The sequence below is a fragment of the Streptomyces sp. Rer75 genome (genome assembly GCF_013414305.1).
In the GTDB taxonomy this organism is placed as follows: Bacteria; Actinomycetota; Actinomycetes; order Streptomycetales; family Streptomycetaceae; genus Streptomyces; species Streptomyces himastatinicus.
In genome coordinates, this window is the sequence record NZ_CP058693.1 from 5,147,629 (window position 1) to 5,173,559 (window position 25,931).

General features: G+C 69.6%; 22 protein-coding genes and 2 tRNA genes. 13 read left to right on the forward strand and 11 right to left on the reverse strand.

The annotated features are described in order from the left end of the window. Positions 1-194: 194 nt before the first annotated feature. The 8 genes from HYQ63_RS21835 to rpmH form a co-directional block, all read right to left on the reverse strand. Entirely contained in the window at positions 195-1,340 is a 1,146-nt protein-coding gene (locus tag HYQ63_RS21835) for a ParB/RepB/Spo0J family partition protein (RefSeq protein WP_179935482.1), read from the reverse strand. Further along, complete coding sequence (locus HYQ63_RS21840; protein WP_179940361.1) at positions 1,337-2,428, reverse strand: ParA family protein; 1,092 nt, start codon at positions 2,426-2,428, stop codon at positions 1,337-1,339. Before HYQ63_RS21840 ends, HYQ63_RS21835 begins: the two co-directional genes overlap by 4 nt. 248 nt (positions 2,429-2,676) lie before the next feature. Continuing rightward, positions 2,677-3,390 (reverse strand): 16S rRNA (guanine(527)-N(7))-methyltransferase RsmG, encoded by a 714-nt coding sequence (gene rsmG, locus HYQ63_RS21845; protein WP_009716488.1) that lies wholly within the window; start codon positions 3,388-3,390, stop codon positions 2,677-2,679. 117 nt (positions 3,391-3,507) lie between these two features. Beyond that, complete coding sequence (locus tag HYQ63_RS21850; protein WP_009716487.1) at positions 3,508-4,017, reverse strand: R3H domain-containing nucleic acid-binding protein; 510 nt, start codon at positions 4,015-4,017, stop codon at positions 3,508-3,510. A 15-nt stretch (positions 4,018-4,032) separates the two neighbouring features. Further along, entirely contained in the window at positions 4,033-5,172 is a 1,140-nt protein-coding gene (gene yidC / locus HYQ63_RS21855) for a membrane protein insertase YidC (protein ID WP_179935483.1), read from the reverse strand. A gap of 3 nt (positions 5,173-5,175) precedes the next feature. Further along, positions 5,176-5,493, reverse strand: a complete 318-nt coding sequence (gene yidD, locus HYQ63_RS21860) for a membrane protein insertion efficiency factor YidD (protein WP_009716485.1) — start codon at positions 5,491-5,493, stop codon at positions 5,176-5,178. Next, positions 5,490-5,873 carry a ribonuclease P protein component gene (gene rnpA / locus HYQ63_RS21865; RefSeq protein ID WP_009716484.1) on the reverse strand — a complete coding sequence of 128 codons (384 nt, stop codon included), beginning with the start codon at positions 5,871-5,873 and terminating at the stop codon, positions 5,490-5,492. Before rnpA ends, yidD begins: the two co-directional genes overlap by 4 nt. A 24-nt stretch (positions 5,874-5,897) precedes the next feature. Further along, positions 5,898-6,035: a 50S ribosomal protein L34 gene (gene rpmH / locus HYQ63_RS21870; RefSeq protein WP_003956500.1), complete on the reverse strand. Its 138-nt coding sequence runs from the start codon at positions 6,033-6,035 to the stop codon at positions 5,898-5,900. Positions 6,036-6,469: 434 nt separating this feature from the next. Here rpmH and dnaA point away from each other — a divergent pair, with 434 nt between their 5' ends. From dnaA to HYQ63_RS21925, 11 genes are all read left to right on the forward strand, one after another. Continuing rightward, entirely contained in the window at positions 6,470-8,446 is a 1,977-nt protein-coding gene (gene dnaA / locus HYQ63_RS21875; RefSeq protein WP_179935484.1) for a chromosomal replication initiator protein DnaA, read from the forward strand. A 909-nt stretch (positions 8,447-9,355) separates the two neighbouring features. Continuing rightward, positions 9,356-10,486, forward strand: coding sequence for a DNA polymerase III subunit beta (dnaN, locus tag HYQ63_RS21880; protein ID WP_123102369.1), 1,131 nt, complete (start codon positions 9,356-9,358; stop codon positions 10,484-10,486). A gap of 112 nt (positions 10,487-10,598) precedes the next feature. Further along, complete coding sequence (gnd, locus tag HYQ63_RS21885) at positions 10,599-11,477, forward strand: phosphogluconate dehydrogenase (NAD(+)-dependent, decarboxylating) (RefSeq protein WP_179935485.1); 879 nt, start codon at positions 10,599-10,601, stop codon at positions 11,475-11,477. Between the two features lie 50 nt (positions 11,478-11,527). Further along, positions 11,528-12,679: a DNA replication/repair protein RecF gene (gene recF, locus HYQ63_RS21890; RefSeq protein WP_179935486.1), complete on the forward strand. Its 1,152-nt coding sequence runs from the start codon at positions 11,528-11,530 to the stop codon at positions 12,677-12,679. After that, positions 12,676-13,200, forward strand: a complete 525-nt coding sequence (locus tag HYQ63_RS21895) for a DUF721 domain-containing protein (protein WP_009716477.1) — start codon at positions 12,676-12,678, stop codon at positions 13,198-13,200. The genes recF and HYQ63_RS21895 overlap by 4 nt, the downstream gene beginning before the upstream one ends. Before the next feature lie 367 nt (positions 13,201-13,567). Further along, on the forward strand, positions 13,568-15,598 hold the full coding sequence (gyrB, locus tag HYQ63_RS21900) for a DNA topoisomerase (ATP-hydrolyzing) subunit B (RefSeq protein ID WP_179935487.1): 2,031 nt from the start codon (positions 13,568-13,570) through the stop codon (positions 15,596-15,598). A gap of 44 nt (positions 15,599-15,642) precedes the next feature. Beyond that, a complete protein-coding gene (gyrA, locus tag HYQ63_RS21905) occupies positions 15,643-18,255 on the forward strand; it encodes a DNA gyrase subunit A (protein WP_179935488.1) in 2,613 nt (870 codons plus the stop codon). A 3-nt stretch (positions 18,256-18,258) separates the two neighbouring features. After that, on the forward strand, positions 18,259-19,089 hold the full coding sequence (locus tag HYQ63_RS21910; protein WP_257232005.1) for a DUF3566 domain-containing protein: 831 nt from the start codon (positions 18,259-18,261) through the stop codon (positions 19,087-19,089). Between the two features lie 71 nt (positions 19,090-19,160). Continuing rightward, positions 19,161-19,234: transfer RNA gene (locus HYQ63_RS21915), tRNA-Ile, on the forward strand. A 179-nt stretch (positions 19,235-19,413) separates the two neighbouring features. Then, the gene (locus HYQ63_RS44040) at positions 19,414-19,548 is read left to right on the forward strand and encodes a DLW-39 family protein (protein ID WP_003958712.1); all 135 of its coding nucleotides are present in this window, start codon (positions 19,414-19,416) and stop codon (positions 19,546-19,548) included. A gap of 142 nt (positions 19,549-19,690) precedes the next feature. Continuing rightward, positions 19,691-21,091 carry a hypothetical protein gene (locus HYQ63_RS21925; protein WP_257232007.1) on the forward strand — a complete coding sequence of 467 codons (1,401 nt, stop codon included), beginning with the start codon at positions 19,691-19,693 and terminating at the stop codon, positions 21,089-21,091. A 51-nt stretch (positions 21,092-21,142) separates the two neighbouring features. On the opposite strand, the gene HYQ63_RS21930 is transcribed toward HYQ63_RS21925, so the two are convergent. Continuing rightward, the gene (locus HYQ63_RS21930; RefSeq protein WP_179935490.1) at positions 21,143-22,711 is read right to left on the reverse strand and encodes a serine/threonine-protein kinase; all 1,569 of its coding nucleotides are present in this window, start codon (positions 22,709-22,711) and stop codon (positions 21,143-21,145) included. A 48-nt stretch (positions 22,712-22,759) separates the two neighbouring features. Next, the gene (locus tag HYQ63_RS21935) at positions 22,760-23,305 is read right to left on the reverse strand and encodes a DNA-binding protein (RefSeq protein ID WP_179935491.1); all 546 of its coding nucleotides are present in this window, start codon (positions 23,303-23,305) and stop codon (positions 22,760-22,762) included. A 118-nt stretch (positions 23,306-23,423) separates the two neighbouring features. Between HYQ63_RS21935 and HYQ63_RS21940 the strand changes: the two genes are divergently transcribed. Continuing rightward, positions 23,424-23,496: transfer RNA gene (locus HYQ63_RS21940), tRNA-Ala, on the forward strand. A 362-nt stretch (positions 23,497-23,858) separates the two neighbouring features. Beyond that, positions 23,859-25,004 carry a two-component system response regulator gene (locus HYQ63_RS21945; RefSeq protein ID WP_179935492.1) on the forward strand — a complete coding sequence of 382 codons (1,146 nt, stop codon included), beginning with the start codon at positions 23,859-23,861 and terminating at the stop codon, positions 25,002-25,004. Between the two features lie 94 nt (positions 25,005-25,098). Here the strand turns inward: HYQ63_RS21945 and HYQ63_RS21950 are convergent, their stop codons facing one another. After that, positions 25,099-25,824: a DUF5324 family protein gene (locus HYQ63_RS21950; protein WP_179935493.1), complete on the reverse strand. Its 726-nt coding sequence runs from the start codon at positions 25,822-25,824 to the stop codon at positions 25,099-25,101. Positions 25,825-25,931: the final 107 nt, after the last annotated feature.

Genomic DNA, 25,931 nt, shown 5'->3' on the forward strand with positions numbered 1-25,931 from the left:
GCATGGCCCTGCCCTCCGCATGAGGTGCCTCCCATGGATCCGCCCTATCTGATCGCATCGTATCCGTGCGGACATTGCACCGATACCGCCCTTGAGCAAAGAGCGGGTCGTGTTCCGATGTCATCGGAACACGACCCGCCCCTGCGGCGCTTTCCCACGGCTTCGGAGCGTGGCCGAGCCGTACGGTCAGCGCCTCATCCGTCCTCGTCCGCCGCCTGGTCCTCGGCGGACAGCGGCTGCTCCAACACCGGTCCTTCGCCCGGAGCCAGGGTGCCGAGGATCCGCTCCAGATCGTCTATCGAGGCGAACTCGACGACGATCTTTCCCTTCTTCTGACCGAGGTCGACCTTCACCCGGGTCTCGAAACGGTCCGACAGCCGGGACGCCAGATCCGTCAGCGCGGGGGACACCCGGGTACCGGCCCGCGGCCCCTTCGCCTTGGGAGCACCGCCCGACCGCGATCCCATCAGGGTGACGATCTCCTCGACGGCCCGCACCGACAGCCCCTCGGCCACGATGCGGTGCGCCAGCCGGTCCTGTTCCTCCGCGTCCTCCACGGAGAGCAGGGCCCGGGCGTGGCCCGCGGAGAGCACGCCCGCCGCGACCCTGCGCTGGACGGAGGGAGAGAGCCTCAACAGCCGCAGCGTATTGGAGACCTGGGGGCGCGAGCGCCCGATGCGGTCCGCCAGCTCGTCATGCGTGCAATTGAAGTCCTTCAGCAACTGGTCGTACGCCGCGGCCTCTTCGAGCGGGTTGAGCTGTGCCCGGTGGAGGTTCTCCAGCAGCGCGTCGAGCAGAAGCTTCTCGTCGTCGGTGGCCCGGACGATGGCGGGGATCTTCTCCAGCCCCGCCTCACGGCAGGCCCGCCAGCGCCGCTCACCCATGATGAGCTCATAGCGCTCCGGCGCCAACTGCCGCACCACGACCGGCTGGAGAAGGCCGACCTCCTGGATCGAGGTGACCAGCTCGGCCAGGGCGTCCTCGTCGAACACCTCGCGCGGCTGACGGGGGTTGGGCGTGATGAAGTCGAGCGGCAGCTCGGCGAAGTGCGCCCCGGCCACCTCGTCCACCGTGGGCGCCGGCGCGGCCTCGGGCTCCGGCTCCGGCGGGGCGGGCGGCTCGGTTTCACGTGGAACGCTCTGCGTGGACAGAGCGGCCACCTTGGCCGCCGCCACCCCGCGCTCCTGGGTGAGCACCGGGACCGCGGTCGGTGAGGTCGAGCCCCCTGAGTTGGTGGCCGTCCCCCCGCCCGTCGCGGGTCCGGCGTTGTCGGCCCCCTTCGGCGCGGGAGGAATCAAAGCACCGAGCCCACGGCCCAGTCCTCTGCGTCGCTCACTCACTGAATCCCCTCCTGCATGCTGTGCTGGTCGTGCTGGCTGATCTCGGGCATGGGCAGGGCATGAGCGTGCTGAGCGTCGTACTGCACGTTGACCCCGCGAAGCGCGATCTCCCGGGCCGCCTCAAGATAGGAGAGCGCACCACTCGATCCCGGGTCATAGGTCAGAACCGTCTGCCCATAGCTGGGGGCCTCGGAGATGCGCACCGATCTCGGGATACTCGTCCGGAGCACCTCACCTCCGAAGTGGCTGCGGACTTCGTCCGCCACCTGGGAGGCCAGCCGGGTCCGGCCGTCGTACATCGTGAGCAGAATCGTCGAGACATGGAGCTTGGGGTTGAGATGACCCCGCACCAGGTCGACATTGCGCAGGAGCTGCCCGAGCCCCTCCAGAGCGTAGTACTCGCACTGGATCGGGATCAGCACTTCCGCCCCGGCCACCAGCGCATTGACCGTCAGCAGCCCGAGCGAGGGCGGACAGTCGATGAGGATGTAGTCCAGTGGCTGCTCATAGGCCTGGATGGCTCGCTCCAGCCGGCTCTCCCTCGCCACCAGGGAGACCAACTCGATCTCGGCACCGGCGAGGTCGATCGTGGCCGGGGCACAGAACAGCCCCTCCACGTCCGGCACCGGCTGCACCACATCGGACAGCGGCTTGCTGTCGACCAGAACGTCGTAGATCGAGGGGACTTCGGCGTGGTGGTCGATCCCCAGCGCCGTCGAGGCATTGCCCTGCGGGTCGAGGTCGATCACGAGGACTCGTCCGCCGTGCAGGGCGAGAGACGCCGCCAGATTGACCGTGGTCGTGGTCTTTCCGACCCCGCCCTTCTGGTTGGCGACCACCATCACCCGGGTCTGCTCCGGCCTGGGCAGTCCCTCACCAGCCCGGCCAAGGGCTTCCACCGCCAGTTGAGCGGCACGGCCAATAGGGGTGTCGTCCATCGGGGGCGGAGTTTCACGTGAAACGTCCTCCCCCGCCGATTCGGTACGGGGGCCGGGGACCGGATCGGTCATCGGCCCCGCGATGTTGGCGTCGGACCGCAAGGATTCACTCTCCTCGACATCAGGCTCGCGATGCACAGAGCCTGCCATGCTTTGGGGGTTGTGAACCAGCGAGGCCCGTCCTCCTGTGGATGAATCCACGTCTTTACGGGGGCGGCGGTCGCGGGGCAGAGCCGCCGCACGACCGCGACTGATGATTCCATGCAGCAGGGAGCGACGTTTCACGTGAAACACGATGCACGGACAGGCCCGTTGTTCTGTCGCGACACTCCGGTATGCGTAGTTTAGGCAGCTTGTATGGAGCACCCCGTCAGGCCGGTCGGCCTACGTCGGAGGGCTCAGGGACGACGCCGCGGCGCCTTACGCGCCGCCTTGGCGCGCTTCGCGGCGAAACGCACACCGCCCGGGCTCTCCCCGACCTCGACCCGCACCACGGTGGACAGCGGATCCACGATGCCCTCGCCGACATGCAGCACCGAGGTGTCCACCACACCGAGCTTGCTCAGCGCCGCCCGGGCGTGCTTCAGCTCCTCCTCGGCCGTGTCGCCCTTCAGCAGCAGCATCTCTCCGTACGGCCGCAGCAGTGGAACCCCCCAGCCCGCCAGCCGGTCCAGCGGCGCCACCGCCCGAGCCGTGACCACATGCACCGGGGGAAGCTTCCCCAGGACCTCCTCGGCCCGGCCGCGCACGACCGTGACATGCTCCAGGCCCAGCAGCTCCACCACTTCCCGGAGGAAGTTCGTACGGCGCAGCAGCGGCTCCAGCAGGGTGATCCGCAGATCCGGGCGGGTCAGGGCAAGCGGAATGCCGGGGAGCCCGGCGCCCGAGCCCACATCGCAGACGGTGACGCCCTCGGGCACCACCTCGGAGAGCACGGCGCAGTTCAGCAGATGCCGCTCCCACAGCCGCGGCACCTCACGCGGGCCGATCAGCCCGCGGGTCACGCCCACATCGGCCAGCAGCTCGCCATACCGAACGGCCTCCGGGAAGCACTCACCGAATACATCCCGAGCCTCCTCGGGCGCCGGGGGGAGCTCCGCTGCTTCCGTCACGGGAACCGTCCTTCCGTACCGAGCACTGTGTTGAACGCTGATGCTGATGTAAGGCTGACAAGATTCGGCCCCGCCTGCGCACAGGCGGGGCCGGGTAGACCATGAGGCCGGGCCTGGTCAGGCCGGGAGAACGACCACACAGCGCTGGGGCTCCTCGCCCTCGGACTCGCTGTGCAGTCCGGCTGCGGCCACCGCGTCGTGCACCACCTTGCGCTCGAAGGGCGTCATCGCCTTGAGTTTCACCGGCTCGCCGGTGCCCTTCGCCTCTTCCGCGGCCTTGGCGCCCAGCTCGGTCAGCTCGGCACGCTTACGGGCCCGGTATCCGGCGATGTCGAGCATCAGCCGGCTTCGGTCGCCGGTCTCCCGGTGCACCGCGAGCCGGGTCAGCTCCTGAAGGGCCTCCAGCACCTCGCCGTCGCGGCCGACCAGCTTCTGGAGGTCACGGCTGGTCGACTCGCTGATGATCGACACCGCTGCGCGGTCGGCCTCGACGTCCATGTCGATGTCACCGTCGAGGTCCGCGATGTCCAGCAGACCTTCGAGGTAGTCGGCCGCGATCTCCCCTTCCTGTTCGAGGCGGGTCAGGGTGTCGACACCCTCGGCGGCGGGGGTGGTGCCTTCCGTCACGGATGGACTCCTTCGTTACTTCTTGGACGGGTGCTTGGGACGCTGCTGGCCCTTGCGCTGCCCGGACTTCGTGTTCCGGGAGCCGGAGGCCGAGCCGCCGGCCGGCTTGCCGCCCTGCGAGCCCTTCTTCTCCGCCGCGCTCTGCTGCGTCTGCTTTTGGTCGGCCTTGGTCACCTTCGCCGTGGAGCCGGACTGCGCCGTCGCCTTGCTGTGGCCGTGGCCGCCCGCAGTGGTGCGCTGCGACTTGGTCTGCCGCTTGGGCTGCTGGCGGTTGGCTCGGGCGGTCTCGGCGGCCTCCTTGGCGGCGACCTCGGCCGGCTCCTCCTTCAGCTTGCCCTTGGCCCGCAGCCGCTCCTGGCGCGCCTTGAAGGCGACGCTGCCCGGGGTCGGGTTACGGCGGATGACGAACATCTGCTGGCCGAGGGTCCAGACGTTGGTGGTCAGCCAGTAGACGAGGACACCGACGGGGAAGTTGATGCCGAAGACGGCGAACATGATCGGGAAGACGTACATCAGCATCTTCTGCTGCTGCATGAACGGCGTCTTCACCGTGAGGTCGACGTTCTTGGTCATCAGCTGGCGCTGGGTGAAGAACTGCGACGCCGACATCAGCACGATCATGGTGATCGTCACGACCCGGACGTCCGTCAGCGACGCGCCGAGGGACTCGACCTTCGAGGCGGAGTCCAGGAACTTCACGGACAGGGGGGCGCCGAAGATGTGCGCGTTACGGGCGCTGTCCAGCAGCGACTGGTCGATGACGCCGACCGTCTTGTTGTTCGCGATGTGGTTGAGGACCTGGTAGAGCGCGATGAAGAACGGCGACTGCGCCAGAATCGGGAGACAGCTCGAGAGCGGGTTGGTGCCCGTCTCCTTGTAGAGCTTCATCATCTCTTCGGACTGGCGCTGCTTGTCGCTCTTGTAGCGCTCCTGGATCGCCTTCATCTTCGGCTGGAGCGCCTGCATGTTCCGCGTCGCCTTGATCTGCTTCACGAAGAGCGGGATCAGGCAGATACGGATCAGTACCACCAGCGAAACGATGGACAGACCCCACGCCCAGCCACTGTTCCGTTCAAAAATGAGGCTGTAGAACGAGTGGAACTGGACGATGATCCAGGAAACTACGTCATAAAGAGGACCGAGGATCGTGTCCACGAATCAGGCTCCTTGGGCGTTGGGCTGGGTCTCGGGCTGTGCGGCAGGTTCCACAGCGGAGTGCCCGCCGAAGCGGTTCCGCAGCCGCTGGTGCCACACCGGATGCTTCCGGGGCGGCACGTGGTCGACGCCACCTAGCGACCATGGGTTGCAGCGCAGGATGCGCCACGCCGTCAGCGCCGTTCCTTTTACCGCGCCGTGCCGGTCAATGGCCGTGTAGCCATAGTGCGAGCACGACGGGTAGTACTTGCAGACCGGTCCCAACATGGGGCTGATGGTCCACTGGTACAGCTTGATCAACCACAGCAGCGGGTACTTCATCGCGGCACCCCTCCCAGTAGCCGCTGCACTGCGGTGTCGAGGTCGCGGGCCAGCTGGTCGTGACCCGCCTCACCCGCACCGGGCAGCGCCCGTACGACCACAAGGCTACCTGCGGGAAAATGATCGAGACGGTCCCGCATGAGATGGCGCAGTCTGCGCTTCACCAGATTGCGGACGACGGCACCGCCGACCGCCTTGCTGACGACGAAACCCGCACGCGCCGGGGGAGCACTCTCCCCAGGTGCGTGCGGGTCCGTGTTTTTGCTGGTGAGGCCGCTGCGAAAGTGCACGACAAGAAGCGGGCGACCCGCCCTGCGTCCTCGGCGTACCGCGGCCGCGAAGTCCTGGCGCCGCCTCAGCCGATGCTCGGTAGGCAGCACGTCATGGACCTTGGGTCAGGCTGCTCAGGCCGACAGGCGGGCGCGACCCTTGCTACGGCGGGACGCGAGGATCGCGCGGCCGGCACGGGTGCGCATACGCAGCCGGAAGCCGTGGGTCTTCGCGCGGCGGCGGTTGTTCGGCTGGAAGGTGCGCTTGCTCACTCGGGGGCTCCAGAAATGAATCGGGTAGTGGCGGTACATCGCCTGGCTGTCACCGTGCGCCCACGAGTAGCTCGCAATACGCCCGAGTGCACCGCTTCACGATCACGGATCATGAAGCCCGTGACCCTTGCCCATCGGAGGCAGGCGGCAGCAGCCATCGACAACTCGACCTGGTTACGGTACGCGCGGTTACGCCATCCGGTCAAACCGACAGACGGCCCGGACGGCGCCCCACTCGTACCACCCGCGGGGGCAAGGGAACGACCGGCGACACCACATGGCACATTTGTACACACCCTGTGGACAACGACTTGAACCCTGAACCCCGGCCTGACTACCGTGGCCAGGCTCCGATTCCTTCCCACCCGTCCCGAGAACCACCTTTCGTGGGACATGTCGGCGTCCCCCACCCAGCGAGTGAGAGAGCGTGCCCTGTGGCTGACGTACCTGCCGATCTTGCCGCAGTGTGGCCACGCGTGCTCGAACGGCTTCTGGGAGAAGGCACGGGTCAGGGAGGACAGGGCGTCGAGGCCAAGGACGAGCACTGGATCAAACGGTGCCAGCCCCTCGCACTCGTCGCCGACACCGCCCTGCTGGCCGTCCCCAATGAATTCGCCAAGGGCGTACTGGAGGGCAGGCTGGCCCCGATCGTCAGCGAAACGCTGAGCCGGGAGTGCGGCCGCCCGATCCGCATCGCGATCACCGTCGACGAGTCGGCGGGCGAGCCGATCGTCCCTCAGCAGATGCAGCGCGACAGCCGGGACGGCTATGAGAATCGCCGCGACGGTTACGAGAGCCGGGACGGTTACGAGAGCCGGGACGGTCGCGACGGCTACGAGAATTACGAGAGCCGCGACGGCTACGGCCGCCAGGCGCCCGACGAGCTGCCGACCGCCCGCCCCGCGTACCCCGGCTATCAGCAGCCGCGCCCCGAGCCCGCCGCCTGGCAGCGGCCCCATGACGACTACGGCTGGCAGCAGCCCCGGCTCGGCGGCTTCCCCGAGGCCGATCCGTACGCGTCACAGCACTCCTCGTCCGGCTACGACCAGCAGCCGTACGACCAGCAACAGCGCGGCGACTACCGGGGCCCGGGCACGGAGCGCCCCGGTCCGGGCGCACCCGGGGGAGCCCAGGGATCAGGCGGTCCGGGTGGTCCAGGCGGTCCGAGCGGTCCGGGAAACCACGGCGGCCCCGGAGGGCACGGAGGGCCTGGTGGCCCCGGCGGCGTGCCCGAGCGTCCGCCGTACGAGCAGCAGCGCCACGATCTCCCCGACCCGCTGGAGCGCGCCCGCGGCGGACCGCCCGTCCTGCCCTCGCAGACCGGCGCCCCCGGCCCGCTCGCCGCGCAGCCCGCGCCCGCGTCCGGCCCCGGTGAGCCGACCGCCCGGCTGAATCCCAAGTACCTTTTCGACACCTTTGTCATCGGCGCCAGCAACCGCTTCGCGCACGCCGCGGCGGTCGCGGTCGCCGAGGCGCCGGCCAAGGCGTACAACCCGCTCTTCATCTACGGGGAATCGGGGCTCGGCAAGACCCATCTGCTGCACGCCATCGGGCACTACGCCCGCAGCCTCTACCCGGGCACCCGGGTGCGCTACGTGAGCTCCGAGGAGTTCACCAACGAGTTCATCAACTCCATCCGCGACGGCAAGGCGGACGCGTTCCGCAAGCGCTACCGCGACATGGACATCCTGCTGGTCGACGACATCCAGTTCCTGGCGAGCAAGGAGTCGACGCAGGAGGAGTTCTTCCACACCTTCAATACGCTCCACAACGCCAACAAGCAGATCGTGCTCTCCTCCGACCGGCCGCCCAAGCAGCTGGTCACCCTGGAGGACCGGCTCCGCAACCGGTTCGAGTGGGGTCTGATCACCGATGTGCAGCCGCCGGAGCTGGAGACGCGCATCGCGATCCTCCGCAAGAAGGCGGTGCAGGAGCAGCTGAACGCGCCGCCGGAGGTGCTCGAGTTCATCGCCTCCCGGATCTCCCGCAACATCCGGGAGCTGGAGGGCGCGCTGATCCGCGTCACGGCCTTCGCGAGCCTGAACCGGCAGCCGGTGGACCTCGGTCTCACCGAGATCGTCCTCAAGGATCTGATCCCGGGCGGCGAGGACGCGGCCCCGGAGATCACCGCCACCGCGATCATGGCGGCGACCGCCGACTACTTCGGGCACACGGTGGACGACCTGTGCGGCGCCTCGCGCAGCCGGGTCCTGGTCACGGCGCGGCAGATCGCGATGTACCTGTGCCGTGAGCTGACCGACCTCTCCCTGCCCAAGATCGGCGCGCAGTTCGGCGGCCGGGACCATACGACCGTGATGCACGCGGACCGCAAGATCCGGGCGCTGATGGCCGAGCGGCGCTCCATCTACAACCAGGTCACCGAGCTGACCAACCGCATCAAGAACGGCTGAGCGGGCCGCAGAGGCACCGCAGCGGCAGCCCGTACGGACACGCGCGGAGACACGCGCTGAGACGACCGCAAAGGCACCGCAGAGACATCTCAGAGCCACGGCAGACACGGACAAGGGCGCTCCGGGACGGACAACTCCCGGGGCGCCCTTCGTCGTTCGGTCTCCCCTGCTGTTCGATTCCATGCTCCGACAGGGCAGTTCTCCACAGATCCACAGCGGATGGACCGTCCACACCTTGGGGACTTCTCCGTTGTCCCGAAACCGTCCACAGGCTTGGGGTGCAGGATGGGATCAGTCGAGGTCAGCCGGGTGTGGAATTGTGGTCAACGAGAGTCCACAGACTGTGGACGAACGGATTGCCCACAGGCCGTGCTTCGAGTTGTCCACCGGCCGCCCACAGCCACAGGCCGGTTGCCCACAGCTTCTCCACACGCCTGTCCACTGTTCGGCAACGAAACGGTCACTCTCACCGGACCGAGTGAAAGGCGTCACACCAAGGAGCCGGGTTGGGCTGTGGGGAAGGTGGGTAAAACTGGGGACGCCGCTGGGGAGAACCGGGTGTCTCCTGTGCATCGCGTGTGCAGAACTTTCCGGCGTCCACAGAACGACTGAGTTGTCCACGGGCGCCACCCACAGGACCGGTGGACAAAAAACCCTCGCTGACCTGCGCAAAGTCAGTTTTCCACGGTTTCCACAGGCCCTACTACTACGACCACAGAGTTAGAGCGGGGAAATCGCTTCGAAGTGGGGCCTGTGCACAACTTCGGGCCGGGCCGCCCGACACGTCTCGCACCGACTTGACCCCGAGCCGCGCCGACTGTCAGCGGCGTGCGTCAGACTGGTCTCCGGCACATCAGCCGACGACGAAGGCCAGCAGGGCGAGCCAGCAACAGCAGGAGGCGGTTTCCGGTGAAGATCCGGGTGGAGCGCGATGTACTCGCGGAGGCAGTGGCCTGGACAGCCCGCAGCCTCCCGGCCCGTCCGCCGGTGCCCGTCCTCGCGGGCATCCTGCTGAAGGCGGAGGAAGGCGCTCTCAGCCTCTCCGGCTTCGACTACGAGGTCTCGGCCCGCGTCTCCGTCGAAGCCGACGTGGAGGACGACGGCACGGTCCTGGTCTCCGGCCGCCTCCTCGCCGACATCTGCCGCGCTCTCCCCAATCGCCCTGTGGAGATCTCCAGCGACGGCGTGCGCGTGACCGTCGTCTGCGGTTCGTCGCGCTTCACCCTCCACACACTGCCTGTGGAGGAGTACCCGGCGCTGCCGCAGATGCCGACCGCGACCGGCACCGTCCCCGGTGAGGTCTTCGCCGCCGCCGCCGCCCAGGTCGCCATCGCGGCCGGCCGGGACGACACCCTGCCGGTGCTCACCGGTGTGCGGATCGAGATCGAGGGCGACACCGTCACGCTGGCCTCCACCGACCGCTACCGGTTCGCGGTCCGCGAGTTCCTGTGGAAGCCGGAGACGCCGGACGTCTCCGCCGTCGCGCTGGTCCCCGCCAAGACGCTGCTGGACACCGCCAAGTCGCTGACCAGCGGTGACACGGTCGCCCTGGCGCTGTCCGGCTCGGGTGCGGGCGAGGGGCTGATCGGCTTCGAGGGCGCCGGGCGCCGTACGACCACCCGGCTGCTCGAGGGTGACCTGCCGAAGTACCGCACGCTCTTCCCGACCGAGTTCAACTCCGTCGCGGTGATCGAGACCGCGCCCTTCGTGGAGGCCGTCAAGCGTGTGGCGCTGGTGGCCGAGCGGAACACGCCGGTGCGGCTCAGCTTCGAGCAGGGCGTGCTGATCCTGGAGGCCGGTTCCAGCGACGATGCACAGGCTGTGGAGCGCGTCGACGCCCAGCTCGACGGCGACGACATCTCCATCGCCTTCAACCCGACGTTCCTGCTCGACGGGCTCAGCGCGATCGACTCGCCGGTCGCCCAGCTGTCGTTCACCACGTCGACGAAGCCCGCCCTGCTCAGCGGCAAGCCCGCCGTGGACGCCGAGGCGGACGAGGCGTACAAGTACCTGATCATGCCGGTCCGGCTGAGCGGATGAGTGGCTGAGGACCGAGCGAATGAGCGGGTGTAGCCAACATCTGTGCGGACACCCGCGGGCGTAGGCTCGGTCTCGGGTACGAACCGCACTGACTACGGCATAAGGATCATTGATGGACCTCGGTCTCGTCGGCCTCGGCAAGATGGGCGGCAACATGCGCGAGCGCATTCGCCGCGCAGGCCACACCGTCATCGGATACGACCGCAACCCGGACGTCGCCGATGTTCACAGCCTCGGTGAGCTGGTGAGCAACCTCAAGGGTCCGCGGGTGGTGTGGATCATGGTTCCGGCCGGTGTCGCGACCCAGACCACCATCGACGAGCTGGCCGAGCTGCTGTCGCCCGGCGACATCGTCGTGGACGGCGGCAACTCCCGCTGGACGGACGACGAGAAGCACGCCGAGGAGCTGGGTGCCAAGGGCATCGGCTTCGTCGACTGCGGTGTCTCCGGCGGCGTCTGGGGCCTGGAGAACGGCTATGCGCTGATGTACGGCGGTGCGGCCGAGCATGTCGCCCAGGTCCAGCCGATCTTCGACGCGCTCAAGCCCGAGGGCAGCGCCGGCGCCGTCCACGCGGGCAAGGTCGGCGCGGGCCACTTCGCCAAGATGGTCCACAACGGCATCGAGTACGCGATGATGCAGGCGTACGCCGAGGGCTGGGAGCTGCTGGAGTCCGTGCACTCGGTCACCGACGTGCGCGAGGTGTTCCGCTCCTGGCAGGAGGGCACCGTCATCCGCTCCTGGCTGCTGGACCTGGCCGTCCGCGCACTGGACGACGACGAGCACCTGGCCAAGCTGCGTGGATACGCCGAGGACTCGGGCGAGGGCCGCTGGACCGTGGAAGCCGCGATCGACAACGCGGTGCCGCTGCCCGCGATCACGGCATCCCTGTTCGCCCGCTTCTCCTCGCGTCAGGACGACTCCCCGCAGATGAAGATGATCGCCGCGCTGCGCAATCAGTTCGGCGGTCACGCGGTCGAGAACACCAAGTAAGCAGCACCTCAAGGGTGTAGTACTGCCGGGGGAGGTCGGCGCAGCCCACCATGCACGTCACGCATCTGTCGCTCGCCGACTTCCGCTCGTACGCCCGGGCCGAAGTCGCCCTGGGCCCGGGCGTCACCGCCTTCGTCGGGCCCAACGGCCAGGGCAAGACCAATCTGGTCGAGGCCGTCGGCTATCTCGCCACCCTCGGCAGCCACCGCGTCTCCTCGGACGCCCCGCTGGTGCGGATGGGCGCCGAGCGGGCGGTCGTCCGGGCCGCGGTGGTCCAGGGGGACCGGCAGCAGCTGGTCGAGCTGGAGCTCAACCCCGGTAAGGCCAACCGCGCCCGCATCAACCGGTCCTCGCAGGTCAGACCGCGGGATGTGCTCGGCATCCTGCGCACGGTGCTGTTCGCGCCTGAGGATCTGGCCCTGGTCAAGGGCGATCCCGGTGAGCGCCGTCGCTTTCTCGACGAGCTGATCACCGCCCGTGCGCCGCGCATGGCCGGGATCCGCTCGGACTACGACCGGGTGCTCAAGCAGCGCAACAGCCTGCTGAAGACCGCGGCGATGGCCCGGCGGCACGGCTCACGCGGCGGAAGCGGCGGCAGTGGTGACGCGGCGCTGTCCACCCTCGACGTGTGGGACCAGCACTTGGCCCGGACCGGCGCCGAGCTGCTCGCCCAGCGCTTCGATCTGATCTCCGTGCTCCAGCCGCTCGCCGACAAGGCGTACGAGCAGCTGGCCCCGGGCGGCGGCCCGATCCTGCTGGAGTACCGCGGCTCCGCCGGTGAGGACCTGACCGCGGCGGGCAGCCGCGAGGAGCTGTACGAGCGGTTGCTGGCGGCCCTGGCGGACGCGCGGAAACAGGAGGTCGAGCGCGGCGTCACGCTGGTGGGACCGCACCGGGACGACCTCGTCCTCAAGCTCGGGCGGCTTCCGGCCAAAGGCTACGCGAGCCATGGCGAATCCTGGTCGTACGCCCTCGCGCTGCGTCTGGCCTCGTACGACTTGCTGCGCGCGGAGGGCGCCGAACCCGTCCTGGTGCTGGACGACGTCTTCGCCGAGCTGGACTCCCGGCGCCGGGAGCGGCTGGCCGAGCTGGTCGCCCCCGGTGAGCAGGTGCTGGTCACCGCGGCCGTGGAGGAGGACGTCCCGGAGGTGCTGGCGGGCGTGCGCTACGCGGTGGCCGAGGGCGAGGTGCGGCGGGTATGACGGATCAGCCCCCGAAGAACCCCGAGCCCTCGGGCGTCGACCTGGCGCGCGTCGCGCTGCGCGCCGCCAAGGAGCAGGCGCGGGCCCGCGGCGCGGCCGCCCAGCAGAAGAAGCAGGCGCGTCGCGGGGGCTTGCGCTCCGGCGCGCGCGCCGATGGGCGCGACCCGCTCCCGCTCGGGGCGGCGATCAACCGGCTGATCACCGAGCGCGGCTGGGAGGCACCGGCTGCGGTCGGCGGGGTGATGGGGCGCTGGCCCCAGATGGTCGGCCCGGAGGTCGCCCAGCACTGTGAGCCGCAGCGGTACGACGAGGACGCCCGGGTGCTGACCGTGCGCTGCGACTCCACGGCGTGGGCGACCCAGCTGCGGCTGCTCGCACCGCAGCTGGTGGCCCGGCTGAACGCCGATCTCGGGCAGGGCACGGTGCGGTTGATCAAGGTGCTGGGCCCGGGTGGACCGCCCCGGCGCTACGGTCCGCTGCGCTCCCCCGGCAGCACCGGCCCCGGTGACACCTACGGCTGACCGCGCGCGCCCGCAGGGCCCGTACGGACCGCCCCGGGAGTCGCCCCGGGGGTCGCTCCGGGCCCGCCCCTGGGCCCGTATGGACGCCTGAGCACAGGGTGACGGCTGAGACCCCGGTCACGGTAGCCGGTGGTTGACAGCTCGAAGCGCTGAGTGGCGGTGTGAGCCTCTTGGAGCCCGTCCCCGCATATGGGGAGTCGCTGGCGACCGGTTCAGGGCGGCACATGCGGACTCAGGCGCCAGCAAGCCCCCATTCTTGTCGGCGCTACCGGTAGACTGGGCGAGTACACCGTCGCCGCTGGCGCACCGAGCGCTTGCGGACACATGTTGAACGACGCAGCCGCTCCTGCCTGCCCGGAGACGGCATGTGCTGTGCCAGAAAGGGCGCTTCGTGGCCGATTCCGGCAACCCCATCGAAAACATCACGTCCATCCCCGACGGCGAGGCTCTGGCTCCGCCGTCGTACGACGCCAGTGCGATCACCGTCCTGGAGGGGCTGGACGCGGTCCGCAAGCGACCCGGTATGTACATCGGTTCCACCGGTGAGCGCGGCCTGCACCACCTCGTCCAGGAGGTCGTCGACAACTCCGTCGACGAGGCCATGGCCGGTCACGCGGACACTATCGACGTCACGATCCTCCCCGACGGCGGGGTTCGCGTCATCGACAACGGCCGCGGGATCCCGGTGGGCATCGTCCCCTCGGAGGGGAAGCCGGCCGTGGAGGTCGTGATGACCGTCCTGCACGCGGGCGGCAAGTTCGGCGGCGGCGGCTACGCCGTCTCCGGCGGTCTGCACGGCGTCGGCGTCTCCGTCGTCAACGCCCTGTCGACGAAGGTCTCGGTCGAGGTCAAGACGGACGGATACCGCTGGACGCAGGACTACAAGACCGGCGTGCCGACCGCGCCCCTGGCCCGGAACGAGGCCACGGAGGAGACCGGCACGGCGGTCACCTTCTGGGCCGACGGGGACATCTTCGAGACCACCGAGTACTCGTTCGAGACGCTGTCCCGGCGCTTCCAGGAGATGGCGTTCCTCAACAAGGGCCTGTCGATCTCGCTGACGGACGAGCGCGAGGCCCATGTGGACGAGGAGGGCAAGCCGCTCTCCGTGCGGTACCACTACGAGGGCGGCATCGTCGACTTCGTCACGTACCTCAACTCCCGCAAGGGCGAGCTGGTTCACCCCACGGTGATCGGCTTCGAGGCCGAGGACAAGGAGCGGCTGCTCTCCCTCGAGATCGCGATGCAGTGGAACACCCAGTACTCCGAGGGTGTCTACAGCTTCGCGAACACCATCCACACCCATGAGGGCGGTACGCATGAGGAGGGTTTCCGGGCCGCGCTGACGTACCTGATCAACAAGTACGCGCGCGACAGGAAGCTGCTCCGCGAGAAGGACGACAACCTCACCGGTGAGGACATCCGCGAGGGCCTGACCGCGATCATCTCGGTCAAGCTGGGCGAGCCGCAGTTCGAGGGCCAGACGAAGACGAAGCTGGGCAACACCGAGGCGAAGACCTTCGTCCAGAAGATCGTCAACGAGCACCTGACCGACTGGCTGGACCGGAACCCCAACGAGGCGGCGGACATCATCCGCAAGGGGATCCAGGCGGCGACGGCCCGGGTGGCGGCCCGCAAGGCGCGCGACCTGACCCGCCGCAAGGGGCTGCTGGAGACCGCGTCGCTGCCGGGCAAGCTGAGCGACTGCCAGTCCAACGACCCGTCGAAGTGCGAGATCTTCATCGTCGAGGGTGACTCCGCCGGCGGTTCGGCCAAGTCCGGCCGTGATCCGCAGTACCAGGCGATCCTTCCGATCCGAGGCAAGATCCTCAACGTCGAGAAGGCCCGGGTCGACAAGATCCTCCAGAACAACGAGGTCCAGGCGCTGATCTCGGCCTTCGGCACCGGTGTGCACGAGGACTTCGACATCACCAAGCTCCGGTATCACAAGATCATCCTGATGGCGGACGCCGATGTCGACGGTCAGCACATCAACACCCTGCTGCTGACGTTCCTCTTCCGCTTCATGCGTCCGCTCGTCGAGGCCGGGCACGTCTTCCTCTCCCGCCCGCCGCTCTACAAGATCAAGTGGGGCCGGGACGACTTCGAGTACGCGTACTCGGACCGGGAGCGGGACGCCCTGATCCAGGCCGGCCGCGAGCAGGGCAAGCGCATCAAGGACGACTCGGTGCAGCGCTTCAAGGGTCTGGGCGAGATGAACGCCGAGGAGCTGCGCGTGACCACCATGGACCTCGACAGCCGGGTCCTCGGGCAGGTCACGCTGGACGACGCGGCGCAGGCCGACGACCTGTTCTCGGTCCTGATGGGCGAGGACGTCGAGGCCCGGCGCTCGTTCATCCAGCGCAACGCCAAGGATGTCCGCTTCCTCGACATCTGAGTCGGCCACCCGCAGCCGCAGACGACAGAAGGACTTGACCAGCAATGGCCGACGAGAACAACCCCACCACGCCCGACGAACTCGCCGCGGGCGCCGCCATGCGCATCGAGGCGGTCGGCCTCGAGACCGAGATGCAGCGCTCGTACCTCGACTACGCGATGAGCGTCATCGTGAGCCGTGCGCTGCCCGACGTCCGGGACGGCCTCAAGCCGGTGCACCGGCGCGTGCTGTACGCGATGTACGACGGCGGATACCGCCCCGAGAAGGGCTTCTACAAGTGCGCCCGCGTCGTCGGCGACGTGATGGGCACGTACCACCCGCACGGTGACTCGTCCATCTACGACGCCCTCGTGCGGCTGGCCCAGTCGTGGTCCATGCGCATGCCGCTGGTCGACTCCAACGGCAACTTCGGCTCCCCGGGCAACGACCCCGCGGCGGCCATGCGGTACACCGAGTGCAAGATGGCCCCGCTGGCCATGGAGATGCTCCGGGACATCGACGAGGAGACCGTCGACTTCCAGGACAACTACGACGGCCGTAACCAGGAGCCGACGGTCCTGCCGGCCCGTTTCCCGAACCTGCTGGTCAACGGCTCGGCGGGGATCGCGGTGGGCATGGCCACCAACATCCCGCCGCACAATCTGCGCGAGGTCGCCGAGGGCGCCCAGTGGTTCCTGGCGAACCCGGAGGCGACCCAGGAGGAGCTGCTCGACGCCCTGATCGACCGGATCAAGGGCCCGGACTTCCCGACCGGCGCGCTGGTCGTGGGCCGCAAGGGCATCGAGGAGGCGTACCGCACCGGCCGTGGCTCGATCACGATGCGCGCGGTCGTCGAGGTCGAGGAGATCCAGGGTCGGCAGTGCCTGGTGGTCACCGAGCTGCCGTACCAGGTCAACCCGGACAATCTGGCGCAGAAGATCGCCGACCTGGTGAAGGACGCCAGGATCGGCGGCATCGCGGACGTCCGCGACGAGACCTCGTCGCGCACCGGCCAGCGCCTGGTCATCGTGCTCAAGCGGGACGCGGTCGCCAAGGTCGTCCTCAACAACCTGTACAAGCACACCGATCTCCAGACGAACTTCGGCGCCAACATGCTGGCGCTGGTCGACGGCGTGCCGCGGACCCTGTCGCTGGACGCGTTCATCCGCAACTGGGTCACCCACCAGATCGAGGTCATCGTCCGCCGGACGCGCTTCCGGCTGCGCAAGGCCGAGGAGCGGGCGCACATCCTGCGCGGCCTGCTCAAGGCCCTGGACGCGATCGACGAGGTCATCGCGCTGATCCGGCGCAGCGACACGGTCGACACCGCGCGCGGCGGCCTGATGGAGCTGCTGGAGATCGACGAGATCCAGGCGAACGCGATCCTGGAGATGCAGCTGCGGCGGCTGGCCGCCCTGGAGCGTCAGAAGATCATCCAGGAGCACGACGAGCTTCAGGCGAAGATCAATGAGTACAACGCGATCCTCGCCTCGCCCGAGCGGCAGCGGCAGATCATCAGCGAGGAGCTGACCGCGCTCGTCGAGAAGTTCGGCGACGACCGGCGCTCCAAGCTGGTCCCCTTCGACGGCGACATGTCCATCGAGGACCTGATCGCCGAGGAGGACATCGTCGTCACGATCACCCGCGGCGGCTATCTGAAGCGCACCAAGACCGAGGACTACCGCTCGCAGAAGCGCGGCGGCAAGGGCGTGCGCGGGACGAAGCTGAAGCAGGACGACATCGTCGACCACTTCTTCGTCTCGACCACCCACCACTGGCTGCTGTTCTTCACCAACAAGGGCCGGGTCTACCGGGCCAAGGCGTACGAGCTCCCGGATGCGGGCCGTGAGGCGCGCGGCCAGCACGTCGCGAATCTGCTGGCGTTCCAGCCGGACGAGCAGATCGCCCGGATCCTGGCGATCCGTGACTACGAGGCGGTGCCGTATCTGGTGCTGGCCACCAAGTCGGGCCTGGTGAAGAAGACGCCGCTGAAGGATTACGACTCGCCGCGCTCCGGCGGTGTGATCGCCATCAACCTCCGGGAGATGGAAGACGGCCGCGAGGACGAACTGATCGGCGCCGAGCTGGTCTCCGCCGCGGACGACCTGCTGCTGATCAGCAAGAAGGCGCAGTCGATCCGGTTCACGGCGACCGACGAGTCGCTGCGGCCGATGGGGCGCGCGACCTCGGGCGTGAAGGGCATGAGCTTCCGCGAAGACGACGAGCTGCTCTCGATGAATGTCGTCCGGCCCGGTACGTTCGTGTTCACCGCCACCGACGGTGGGTACGCGAAGCGTTCGAACGTCGACGAGTACCGCGTCCAGGGTCGCGGCGGCCTCGGAATCAAGGCCGCCAAGATCGTGGAGGACCGGGGTTCGCTGGTCGGAGCGCTGGTGGTCGAGGAGAGTGACGAGATCCTCGCCATCACGCTCGGAGGCGGTGTGATCCGTACACGGGTCAGCGAGGTCAGGGAGACGGGCCGTGACACCATGGGCGTCCAACTGATCAACCTGGGCAAGCGCGATGCCGTCGTCGGCATCGCCCGGAACGCCGAGGCCGGTCGTGAGGCTGAAGAGGTCGAGGACGTCATCGAGACCGCGATCGAGGCAGCCGAGGAGGCCGCGTCCGAGGCGGCCGGGGGCACGCCGCCCCCGGCCGACGAGACCACCGAGGAGTAAGTCGTGAGTGGAGCCACGGGCGGAGCGGGTGGCGGCGCGGGAGCCGAAGGGCGTCCGGGATCGAAGACCCCGCCCTCCGCGGGCGGTGCGTCCGCCGCGAAAGACGCCCGTGGCCCCGCCGCCGACTCCCAGGGCGGAGCCGACTCCCACGGGGGCACGGTGACGGACACCCGGAAGCTGCGTCCCGTGCCCGCCTCGGACCCCCAGCCCGAGCAGCAGCCCGAGCGGCACGCGTCGAGCCCGCTGCCCAGTGAGCGGTCCGCCCAGCCGCAGCCCGAGCGGCCGTACCACCCGCCGCAGGCCTACGCGCCGCCGCCCGGCGGCTCCGCGGCCGCGTCCGGCCGCGGAACCTCCGCGCAGCCCGCCGTGCCCGGGCAGCCCGGGCAGCAGCCCCACGGGGCGGCGGCGCGCCGTCCGGGCACCGGCACGGGCGGCGGTGCGCCCGCAGCGCGTCCGGCGCCGCGTACGCGCAAGGCGCGGCTGCGGGTCGCGAAGCTCGACCCGTGGTCGGTCATGAAGGTCAGCTTCCTGCTCGCGATCGCGCTCGGGATCTGCACGGTGGTCGCGGCGTCGGTGCTGTGGATGGTCATGGACGCCATGGGCGTCTTCAGCGCGGTGGGCGGGACCATCAGCGAGGCCACGGAGGGGCAGCAGGGCGGCGGCTTCGATCTGGAGTCGTTCCTGTCGCTTCCCCACGTCATGACGTTCACCTCGGTGATCGCCGTGATCAACGTGGTGCTGGCGACCGCGCTCGCCACGCTGGGCGCGTTCATCTACAACCTGTCGGCGGGCTTCGTGGGCGGCGTGGAGCTGACGCTCGCCGAGGACGAATAGCCGAGCGGGGACGGCCGCCGTTACCGATTTTGGGACTGGGCAGGTGGTGCGCTAATCTTTCGGTGCAGCGCGGGGCTATAGCTCAGACGGTTAGAGCGCTTCCCTGATAAGGAAGAGGCCACAGGTTCAAGTCCTGTTAGCCCCACCGGCGCGATCAGCCTGGACGGAGATACTCCGTCCAGGCTGATTCATTTGGGTGCCCGGCGAGTTGATGACCGGATACCGCCCGAGCGATGCCGAGCATAGGTCACCGAACGGTATCGATCGGTGTGTATCATCGGGCGCCAGAGGTCCCCTACGTCAAGAAAGAGACGAGGTAGCGCGGTGAAGAAGCTTCTCCTGGTCGCACTGGCCGCCATCGGCGGGCTCCTCGTGTACCGCCAGATCCAGGCGGATCGCGCCGAGCAGGATCTGTGGACGGAGGCGACCGACTCCGTGCCCGCAGGTTCGGGTGTGTGACCCCCACAGTCCCGTTACGAGGGCCCCGATCGCTGCAGCGGTCGGGGCCCTCGTCTTTACTCTCGCAAATGAATCGCTTGCATAAGCAAATGTGACGTGCTGGTCGACCGGTATGCCGACCGGTCCGACGAGGGGGGACGCGATGAAACACCGCAGCAGGGACAGGGCCGGTCTCACCGCGGTGGCGGCGCTGTGCGCCGTGGCGGTGGCGGTGCAGATCCCGGTCGCGGCCGCCGACAGCCCCACGGGGGCCCGGGAGTACGGGGTCCAGGGCACCCCGGTGCACGGCGCCGGGAGCGGCGCGGACGCCCCGTCCCTGAGACCCGGCCGGACGTACGCGGACCGGCTGGGTCCCGGCGAGAAGCGGTTCTACGGCGTCGACCTCGACGCGAAGTCCGCCGCCTACGTCTCGGCGGTCGCCGCACCCCGGCCGGGCGCGGGCGTCGTCTCGTACCGCGACGGCGTCACGGTGACGCTGAAGAACCCCGCGGGCGGGATCTGCGACACCGTCCCCCGGCGGATCGAGACGAAGGGGGTCGCCTATCCCCTCGCCGACTACGTCACCCGCCAGACCGGCTCGGGCTCGGTGGCCTCCTGCCGCGCGGCGGGCCGGTATCTGGTCACGGTGGAGCGCCAGGCCGGCTCCGCGGACCCCGACAGCTGGCCGCTGGAGCTGCGGCTGATGGTGGAGCCGCCGGTGAAGGGCGGCTCCACGGAACAGGCTCCGGAGGGCAGTTGGCACGCCGAGCCGCCCCAGCCGCCGTCCGGCAGCGCCAGGCCGCGGCAGGGCGGCCGGGGCTTCGCCGACGCGCCGCTGGTGTCCACAGGGGTGTGGCAGGACGACTTCGAGCCGGGGGAGACGCACTTCTACCGGGTTCCCGTCGACTGGGGACAGCAGATATCCGCCATCGCCGAACTCCCCGCAGACGGGGCGGACAAGAGCACCTCTCTGCTCCACCAGGCGATCGCCATGCGCGCCTACAACCCGGCGCGGGGACTGGCGAAGCGGGGCACCGCCCTGGCCCAGGAGGGCGAGCGGCCGCAGACCGGGGTCAGCACCGCCCCGGCGGCGTACGGGAACCGGTACGCGAAGGCCGACTACTCGGTGCGCGCCATGAGCCTCACCGGCGGGTACTACCTGGCGGTCACGCTCAATCCCCCGAATGTGGAACCCCACTTGGACCGCACGGTTCCGGTGACGTTGCGACTGCGGGTCGCGGGCACAACGCATGACGGCCCGTCGTACGCCGGGAACGCGGTCAAGGCGGGCTTCGGGCTCACCGACGCCGAGAAGCAGGAGGCCCGCAAGGCGGCCTCGCCGATCCAGCCCGACCCCATGGGCCGCCCGGCGGGCGAGCACCGCGCCACGCTCCAGACGGTGGCCTACACGAGCTTCGGGACGGGCTCGCTGCTGCTGATCGGGCTGGGTGTGTGGATCCTGACCGCCCGGCGCCGCGCCGCGGCGGACGGTCCGGGGGACGGGGCGGAAACGGCGGATCCGACGACCGGACAGCACCGGTACGGCCCGCCGCCCGCCTGGTAGTCCAGCTCGCTGGTTCAGTCCGGTGTTCAGCCCGCTGGTCGGTCTGCTGGTTCAGCCTGCGGCGACCAGTGCCCCCGCCCCCACGGCGAAGCACAGCACCGCGACGATCAGGATCAGGACCGTCGTCTTCCGGGACGGCCCCCGCCGCCGCGCGGCGGGGGTGGGAACCCGGGGGCGCTGAGCGGTGTATGCACGGGTGAGGGGGTAGTCACGCGGCGCCGACAGGGGCGCGGCGGCGGGCACGGGCGTGGGAGTGGGGGCAGGCGTATGAAGGTGCGCGGGCTGGGGCGATGGGTCCGGCTGTCCGGGCTGTTGTGGGCCCTGTGGCTGGTGTACGGGCGGCTGGGGCGGCTGCGGGAGCGGCGCCCCGGTCGACGGGGTCGGCGGCTGCTGCGGGGGCTGAGGGTGCGGTGTCGGCGGCTGCTGGGGCGGCGGTGTGTGCGGGGGCGGCGTCCCGGGAGGCGCCGGGGGAGGCGATATCTGCGCGGGCGGCGTTCGCGGCTGCGGCGTCTTGGGGTGCGCTGTCTGCGGGTGCGGCGTTCGCGGCTGCGGCGGGGGGAGGGTGAAGCTGCCGGTGTCCGACATCGAGGTCGGGGCGGGCTGCTCGGCTGCGGGCGGCCGGGCGTCTGGTTCGGCGGCGGGCTCGGCGGGTTCAACCGGCTTGGTGGCGGGCGGCGAGGGGCGCGGCACCGTTCCGTTGTCCTCGGGAGGGTCGGCCTTCGCATGACGGCGGCCCGGCCGGGCCGGACCGTGCGGGCCGAATCCGGTCGGCAGCGGTCCGAGATGGTCGAAGACCTCGATCACCTCGTCGTCGAGGTCGCCCTCGGGCAGCATCTCGACCGCCGACACGAGCGCCTTGCGCGCCCCCGTCGCGGAACGGAACCTGTCCTCCGGGTCCGGCTGAAGCAGCCCGGCTATCACCTGCCACAGCGGCTCGGGCACGCCTTCGGGAGCGTGCGGCACGCCGTGCTCGCCGAACAGCTTCACGATCGCTTCCCCGTCGGGCTTGTGCCCGCGGAGCAGATAGAGCGTCACCAGGCCGACCGCGAACAGGTCGGCGGGGAAGTCCGGTTCCTCGCCCATCATCTGTTCGGGTGCGAAGTAACCGGGCGTGCCCATCACGTAGTTGGCCTCGGTGAGGCGGGGCTCGCCTTTGGTGAGCGCGATGCCGAAGTCACCCAGCCGGACATGGGGCCGACCCGTTCCGGTGGCCTCCAGCAGGATGTTCGCGGGCTTGATGTCCCGGTGGACCACGCGCTCCTCGTGGACCGCGGCCAGCCCGGAGAGCAACTGGTCCAGCAGGGTGCACACATAGCGGGGTGGCAGGGGACCGTAGTCGCCGATGAGATGTGCGAACGAGCCGCCGGCAACCAGGTCCATGGTGAACAGCACCTTGTCGTCGTCCGCCGCCCAGCTCGCCGGTGCCAGCACATGGGGGTGGTCGATCCGCAGGGCCTGCTCCCGTACGAAGCGCAGGAGCGTATGCGCGTCGCGTTGCTGAAGCACCTTCGCCGCGACGTAGCGGCGGCGGCGATGGTCCCAGACCCGCCATACGGCGCCCACGCCTCCGCGCCCGATCGGGTCCACCAGTTCGTACCGGCCCGCGAAGATCTCACCCATCGCGCCGTGCCCGCCCCGTCATCGACTCGTCAGCAGTCCATCAGCCCGTCAGCTCTGGTGCGCCTCGTAGTGCGCGACCGCCTCGGCGGTCCGCCCGGCGCCGTACACACGGAGGAACTCTGCCAGCTCGGGATGGGTGTGGGCGAGGGAATCCGCCGCATCGATGATGTCCCCGGCGGCGGCCACGGACCGCAGCAGCGACTGGATTTCGCGGACCACGCGCCGCACGGTCGGGGCCCCTGTGCTGGCGGCGGTCTGGGTGGAGTTGAGGACCGACCCGCCGGCGGTCTTCTTGATTTCCTCCATGCGCTCCGCGGCCTCGGCGGCGCTCACCCGGCCGTCCGCCGCCTGGCTGGAGAGTTCCTGGAGCGCCTGCACCCGCTGGACCACCGCCGGATTGCCGATCTTGGCGCGCTGGCCGCTCATGAGCTGGGACAGCATGGGCGCGGAGAGCCCGAGGACGGCGGCCAGGCGCGCCTGGTTGAGGCCGAGATCGTCGATGAGACGGCGAAAGAGCGCCCCCAGCGGTTCCCCGTACCAACTGCGCTGCAGCTCTCGTGCGCGCGCGGTGGCATCCTGCTGTGTTGCGTCCATCTCGCTCTCCCCTTCGCTTCGCTGCCGCGAATCTTGCGTGGCATCCTACGGAGAGCGGTACCCGCGAGCGATACCCGGTCGGGAAAGGCCGCCGGTACCGGGTATCCTGATCGGCGAAGGGGCCTTAGCTCAGTTGGTAGAGCGCCGTCTTTGCATGGCGGATGTCAGGAGTTCGACTCTCCTAGGCTCCACTCTATGAGAGGTCTCCTGACCTGCAAAAATGCAGGTCAGGAGACCTTTTTGCATGGGCGCCGTCAGCACCGTGTCCACACCGTGCCGATACGGCATCGCCCTGTCGTCCCGCCCGTCACGCGCATCAGGAAACGGGACAAGAGTGATGGAACGGCTGGAACGTCCGGCGGTCCGGTGCGGGGCGGCGGGCGTCTCGCGTGCGTCGGCGAACAGCGGATCGGGCGATCTGTAAGAGAAGTGGTGTTGCCGCTCCCGGCATTGGCCCGCGCAACACCTCCCCGATGCCTCACGCTGTCCCACAACTCGGGCAAGCCGCCCGGGAATCGTCTGATCGGCGCGAGTCGCCGCACAGGGGGACGTAATGGGTGAACTGCATCCACTGGGGGATAACCTGCCCGAGGAGTGCCGGGCGTTCGCCGTGGAGCTGCGGAAGCTCTTCGACGGACTGGGGGTGTCGGTGCGCCGGTACGCCGCACGCAGGTTCCGGGACCCCAGCACGATCTCGCGCTATCTGAGCGGTACGAGAGTCCCGCCGTGGGAGTTCGTGGTCGACCTGCTGGCGGATATCGCGGAGTGCCGGGGCTCCGCGGCCACCCCGGCCGCCATCGAGGTGGTGCGGGAGCTGCACCGGGCCGCGGTGCGCACCAGCGGATCCCCGGGGCACGCCCTGGAGATCCTTCAGATTCAGCTGGCCGACGCGGACCGGGAGGCGCGGCGTTCCAGCGTGCACGAGGACGCGCTGGGCGAGGCGCTGCTCGACCGCCGGCACCGGATCGCCGACCTCGAGGTGCGGCTGAGCCAGACCGAAGCGGCATGGGCGGCGGAGCGGGCCCGCGCGGACGACCTGGAGCGGAACTTCCCGGATCACCAGGAGCTGGTCAAGGAGCGGGACCGGCTGCGGCAGGAGGTGCACCGGCTCACCGAGGAGCTGGAGGAGGTGCGGCAGCTGGGGCGGCTGGCGGAGGACCGCTGCCAGATGCTGGAGCGGCAGCTGGCCATGGTGGAGTCCCAGCGGATGGCGGCGGTCCCGCGGCAGGACGAGGAGCCCGTCGTGCCCGCGGGTCCGGCCGTGCCCGAGCCGTGCGCCGGGCCGCGGCCCAAGATCCTGGTGGTCGACGACCAGCAGAACAACCTGCTGGCCATGGAGGCGGTGCTGGCCACCCTCGACCAGGAGCTGGTGACCGCGACCTCAGGGCAGGAGGCGCTGAAGGCGCTGCTGGACCACGACGACTTCGCGGTGATCCTGCTGGATGTGCAGATGCCCGAGATGGACGGCTACGAGACGGCCGCCCACATCAAGCGGCGCCCGCGCAACCGGGACGTGCCGATCATCTTCCTCACCGCGATGGGCGCCGATCCGGAGCACACCTCGCGCGGCTACGCGGCGGGGGCGGTGGACTACATGGCCAAGCCGATCGACCCCTGGGCGCTGCGGGCCAAGGTCTCCGTCTTCACCGAATACTTCCTGGAGCGGCGCCGCTACAGCGAGCGGGAGGCCAAGGAATGAAGCCGAGGAGTGGCGGGCCGAGGGGCGGAAGGACCCGTGGTCCTCCGCCCCTCGGCCGGGTGCGACGAAGGGTGTCAGCGCTACGACGAGGGCGTCAGCGCTGCTCGTCGTCCTTCCCGGCCTCGGCCTCCGCCTGCTTGGCCTGCACCTCGGGGTCGAGGGTGCTCTTGTCGCTGCCGTCCACCGCGGCCAGCCGCTCGCGGTCGCCCACCTCGGTCGCCGCCGGGGGTTCGACCAGCCAGTCGGGGTTGGCCTGCCGGTCCCACCACTTCCAGGCGGCGAAGACACCGGCGCCCACCAGGCTGACGAAGGTGGCCCGCTTGGCGACGCGGCCCATGCGGGCCCGGCGGCGCCGCTTGCGGGCGAGCTTCTCGATGTCGGCCGCCGTCACATGGGTGCGCAGCGCCGCGACGGCGGCGCCCGCCCGCGTGACCGCCTCCTCGCGCACCGGACCGGCGGCCGCGCGCGCTCCGGCCACCGCGTGCTCGACGCGCGGCCCGGTGTAGTCGGCGGCCTGCCGCGCGGCCTTGCGGGTCCGTTTGGCGGCTCGGGTGGCGGCCGCGTCCACCTTGGGCGGCAGGGTGCCGCGGGCCTGGTTGAGCCGGGGTGCGACATGCGCGTGGTACTGGCTGCCGGCGGCGCAGCGGGCCTGGTGCGCGGCGCTGGAGACCTTCGGTGCCAGCCGTACGCGGGCTTCGTGCGCGTAATGCGTGGCGGTGTCCTTGGCCGTGCCGGCGTAGGGCGCCACCGCCTCCGCGGCGTGCAGGACGCTGTCCTTCGCGGTGCCGGTCGCGGCTCGCACGCTGTCAATGCGGGTCACGGGATCCTCCTCCTCGGTGGCGTGGTGATGCTCCGGGGTGCAGAGTGCTGAGCTGCATGTGCGCAGTTTCGTGTTTCCATCCGAAGAAAGATCATGCCTGTTTGTGG

Coding starts and splice junctions, on each gene's coding strand:
- HYQ63_RS21840 (WP_179940361.1), bottom strand. CDS start 2,428: ATGGCAGGCTCTGTGCATCGCGAGCCTGATGTCGAGGAGAGTGAATCC.
- yidD (WP_009716485.1), bottom strand. CDS start 5,493: ATGAAGTACCCGCTGCTGTGGTTGATCAAGCTGTACCAGTGGACCATC.
- gnd (WP_179935485.1), top strand. CDS start 10,599: ATGGACCTCGGTCTCGTCGGCCTCGGCAAGATGGGCGGCAACATGCGC.
- recF (WP_179935486.1), top strand. CDS start 11,528: ATGCACGTCACGCATCTGTCGCTCGCCGACTTCCGCTCGTACGCCCGG.
- HYQ63_RS21895 (WP_009716477.1), top strand. CDS start 12,676: ATGACGGATCAGCCCCCGAAGAACCCCGAGCCCTCGGGCGTCGACCTG.
- gyrA (WP_179935488.1), top strand. CDS start 15,643: ATGGCCGACGAGAACAACCCCACCACGCCCGACGAACTCGCCGCGGGC.
- HYQ63_RS21925 (WP_257232007.1), top strand. CDS start 19,691: ATGAAACACCGCAGCAGGGACAGGGCCGGTCTCACCGCGGTGGCGGCG.
- HYQ63_RS21930 (WP_179935490.1), bottom strand. CDS start 22,711: ATGGGTGAGATCTTCGCGGGCCGGTACGAACTGGTGGACCCGATCGGG.
- HYQ63_RS21935 (WP_179935491.1), bottom strand. CDS start 23,305: ATGGACGCAACACAGCAGGATGCCACCGCGCGCGCACGAGAGCTGCAG.
- HYQ63_RS21945 (WP_179935492.1), top strand. CDS start 23,859: ATGGGTGAACTGCATCCACTGGGGGATAACCTGCCCGAGGAGTGCCGG.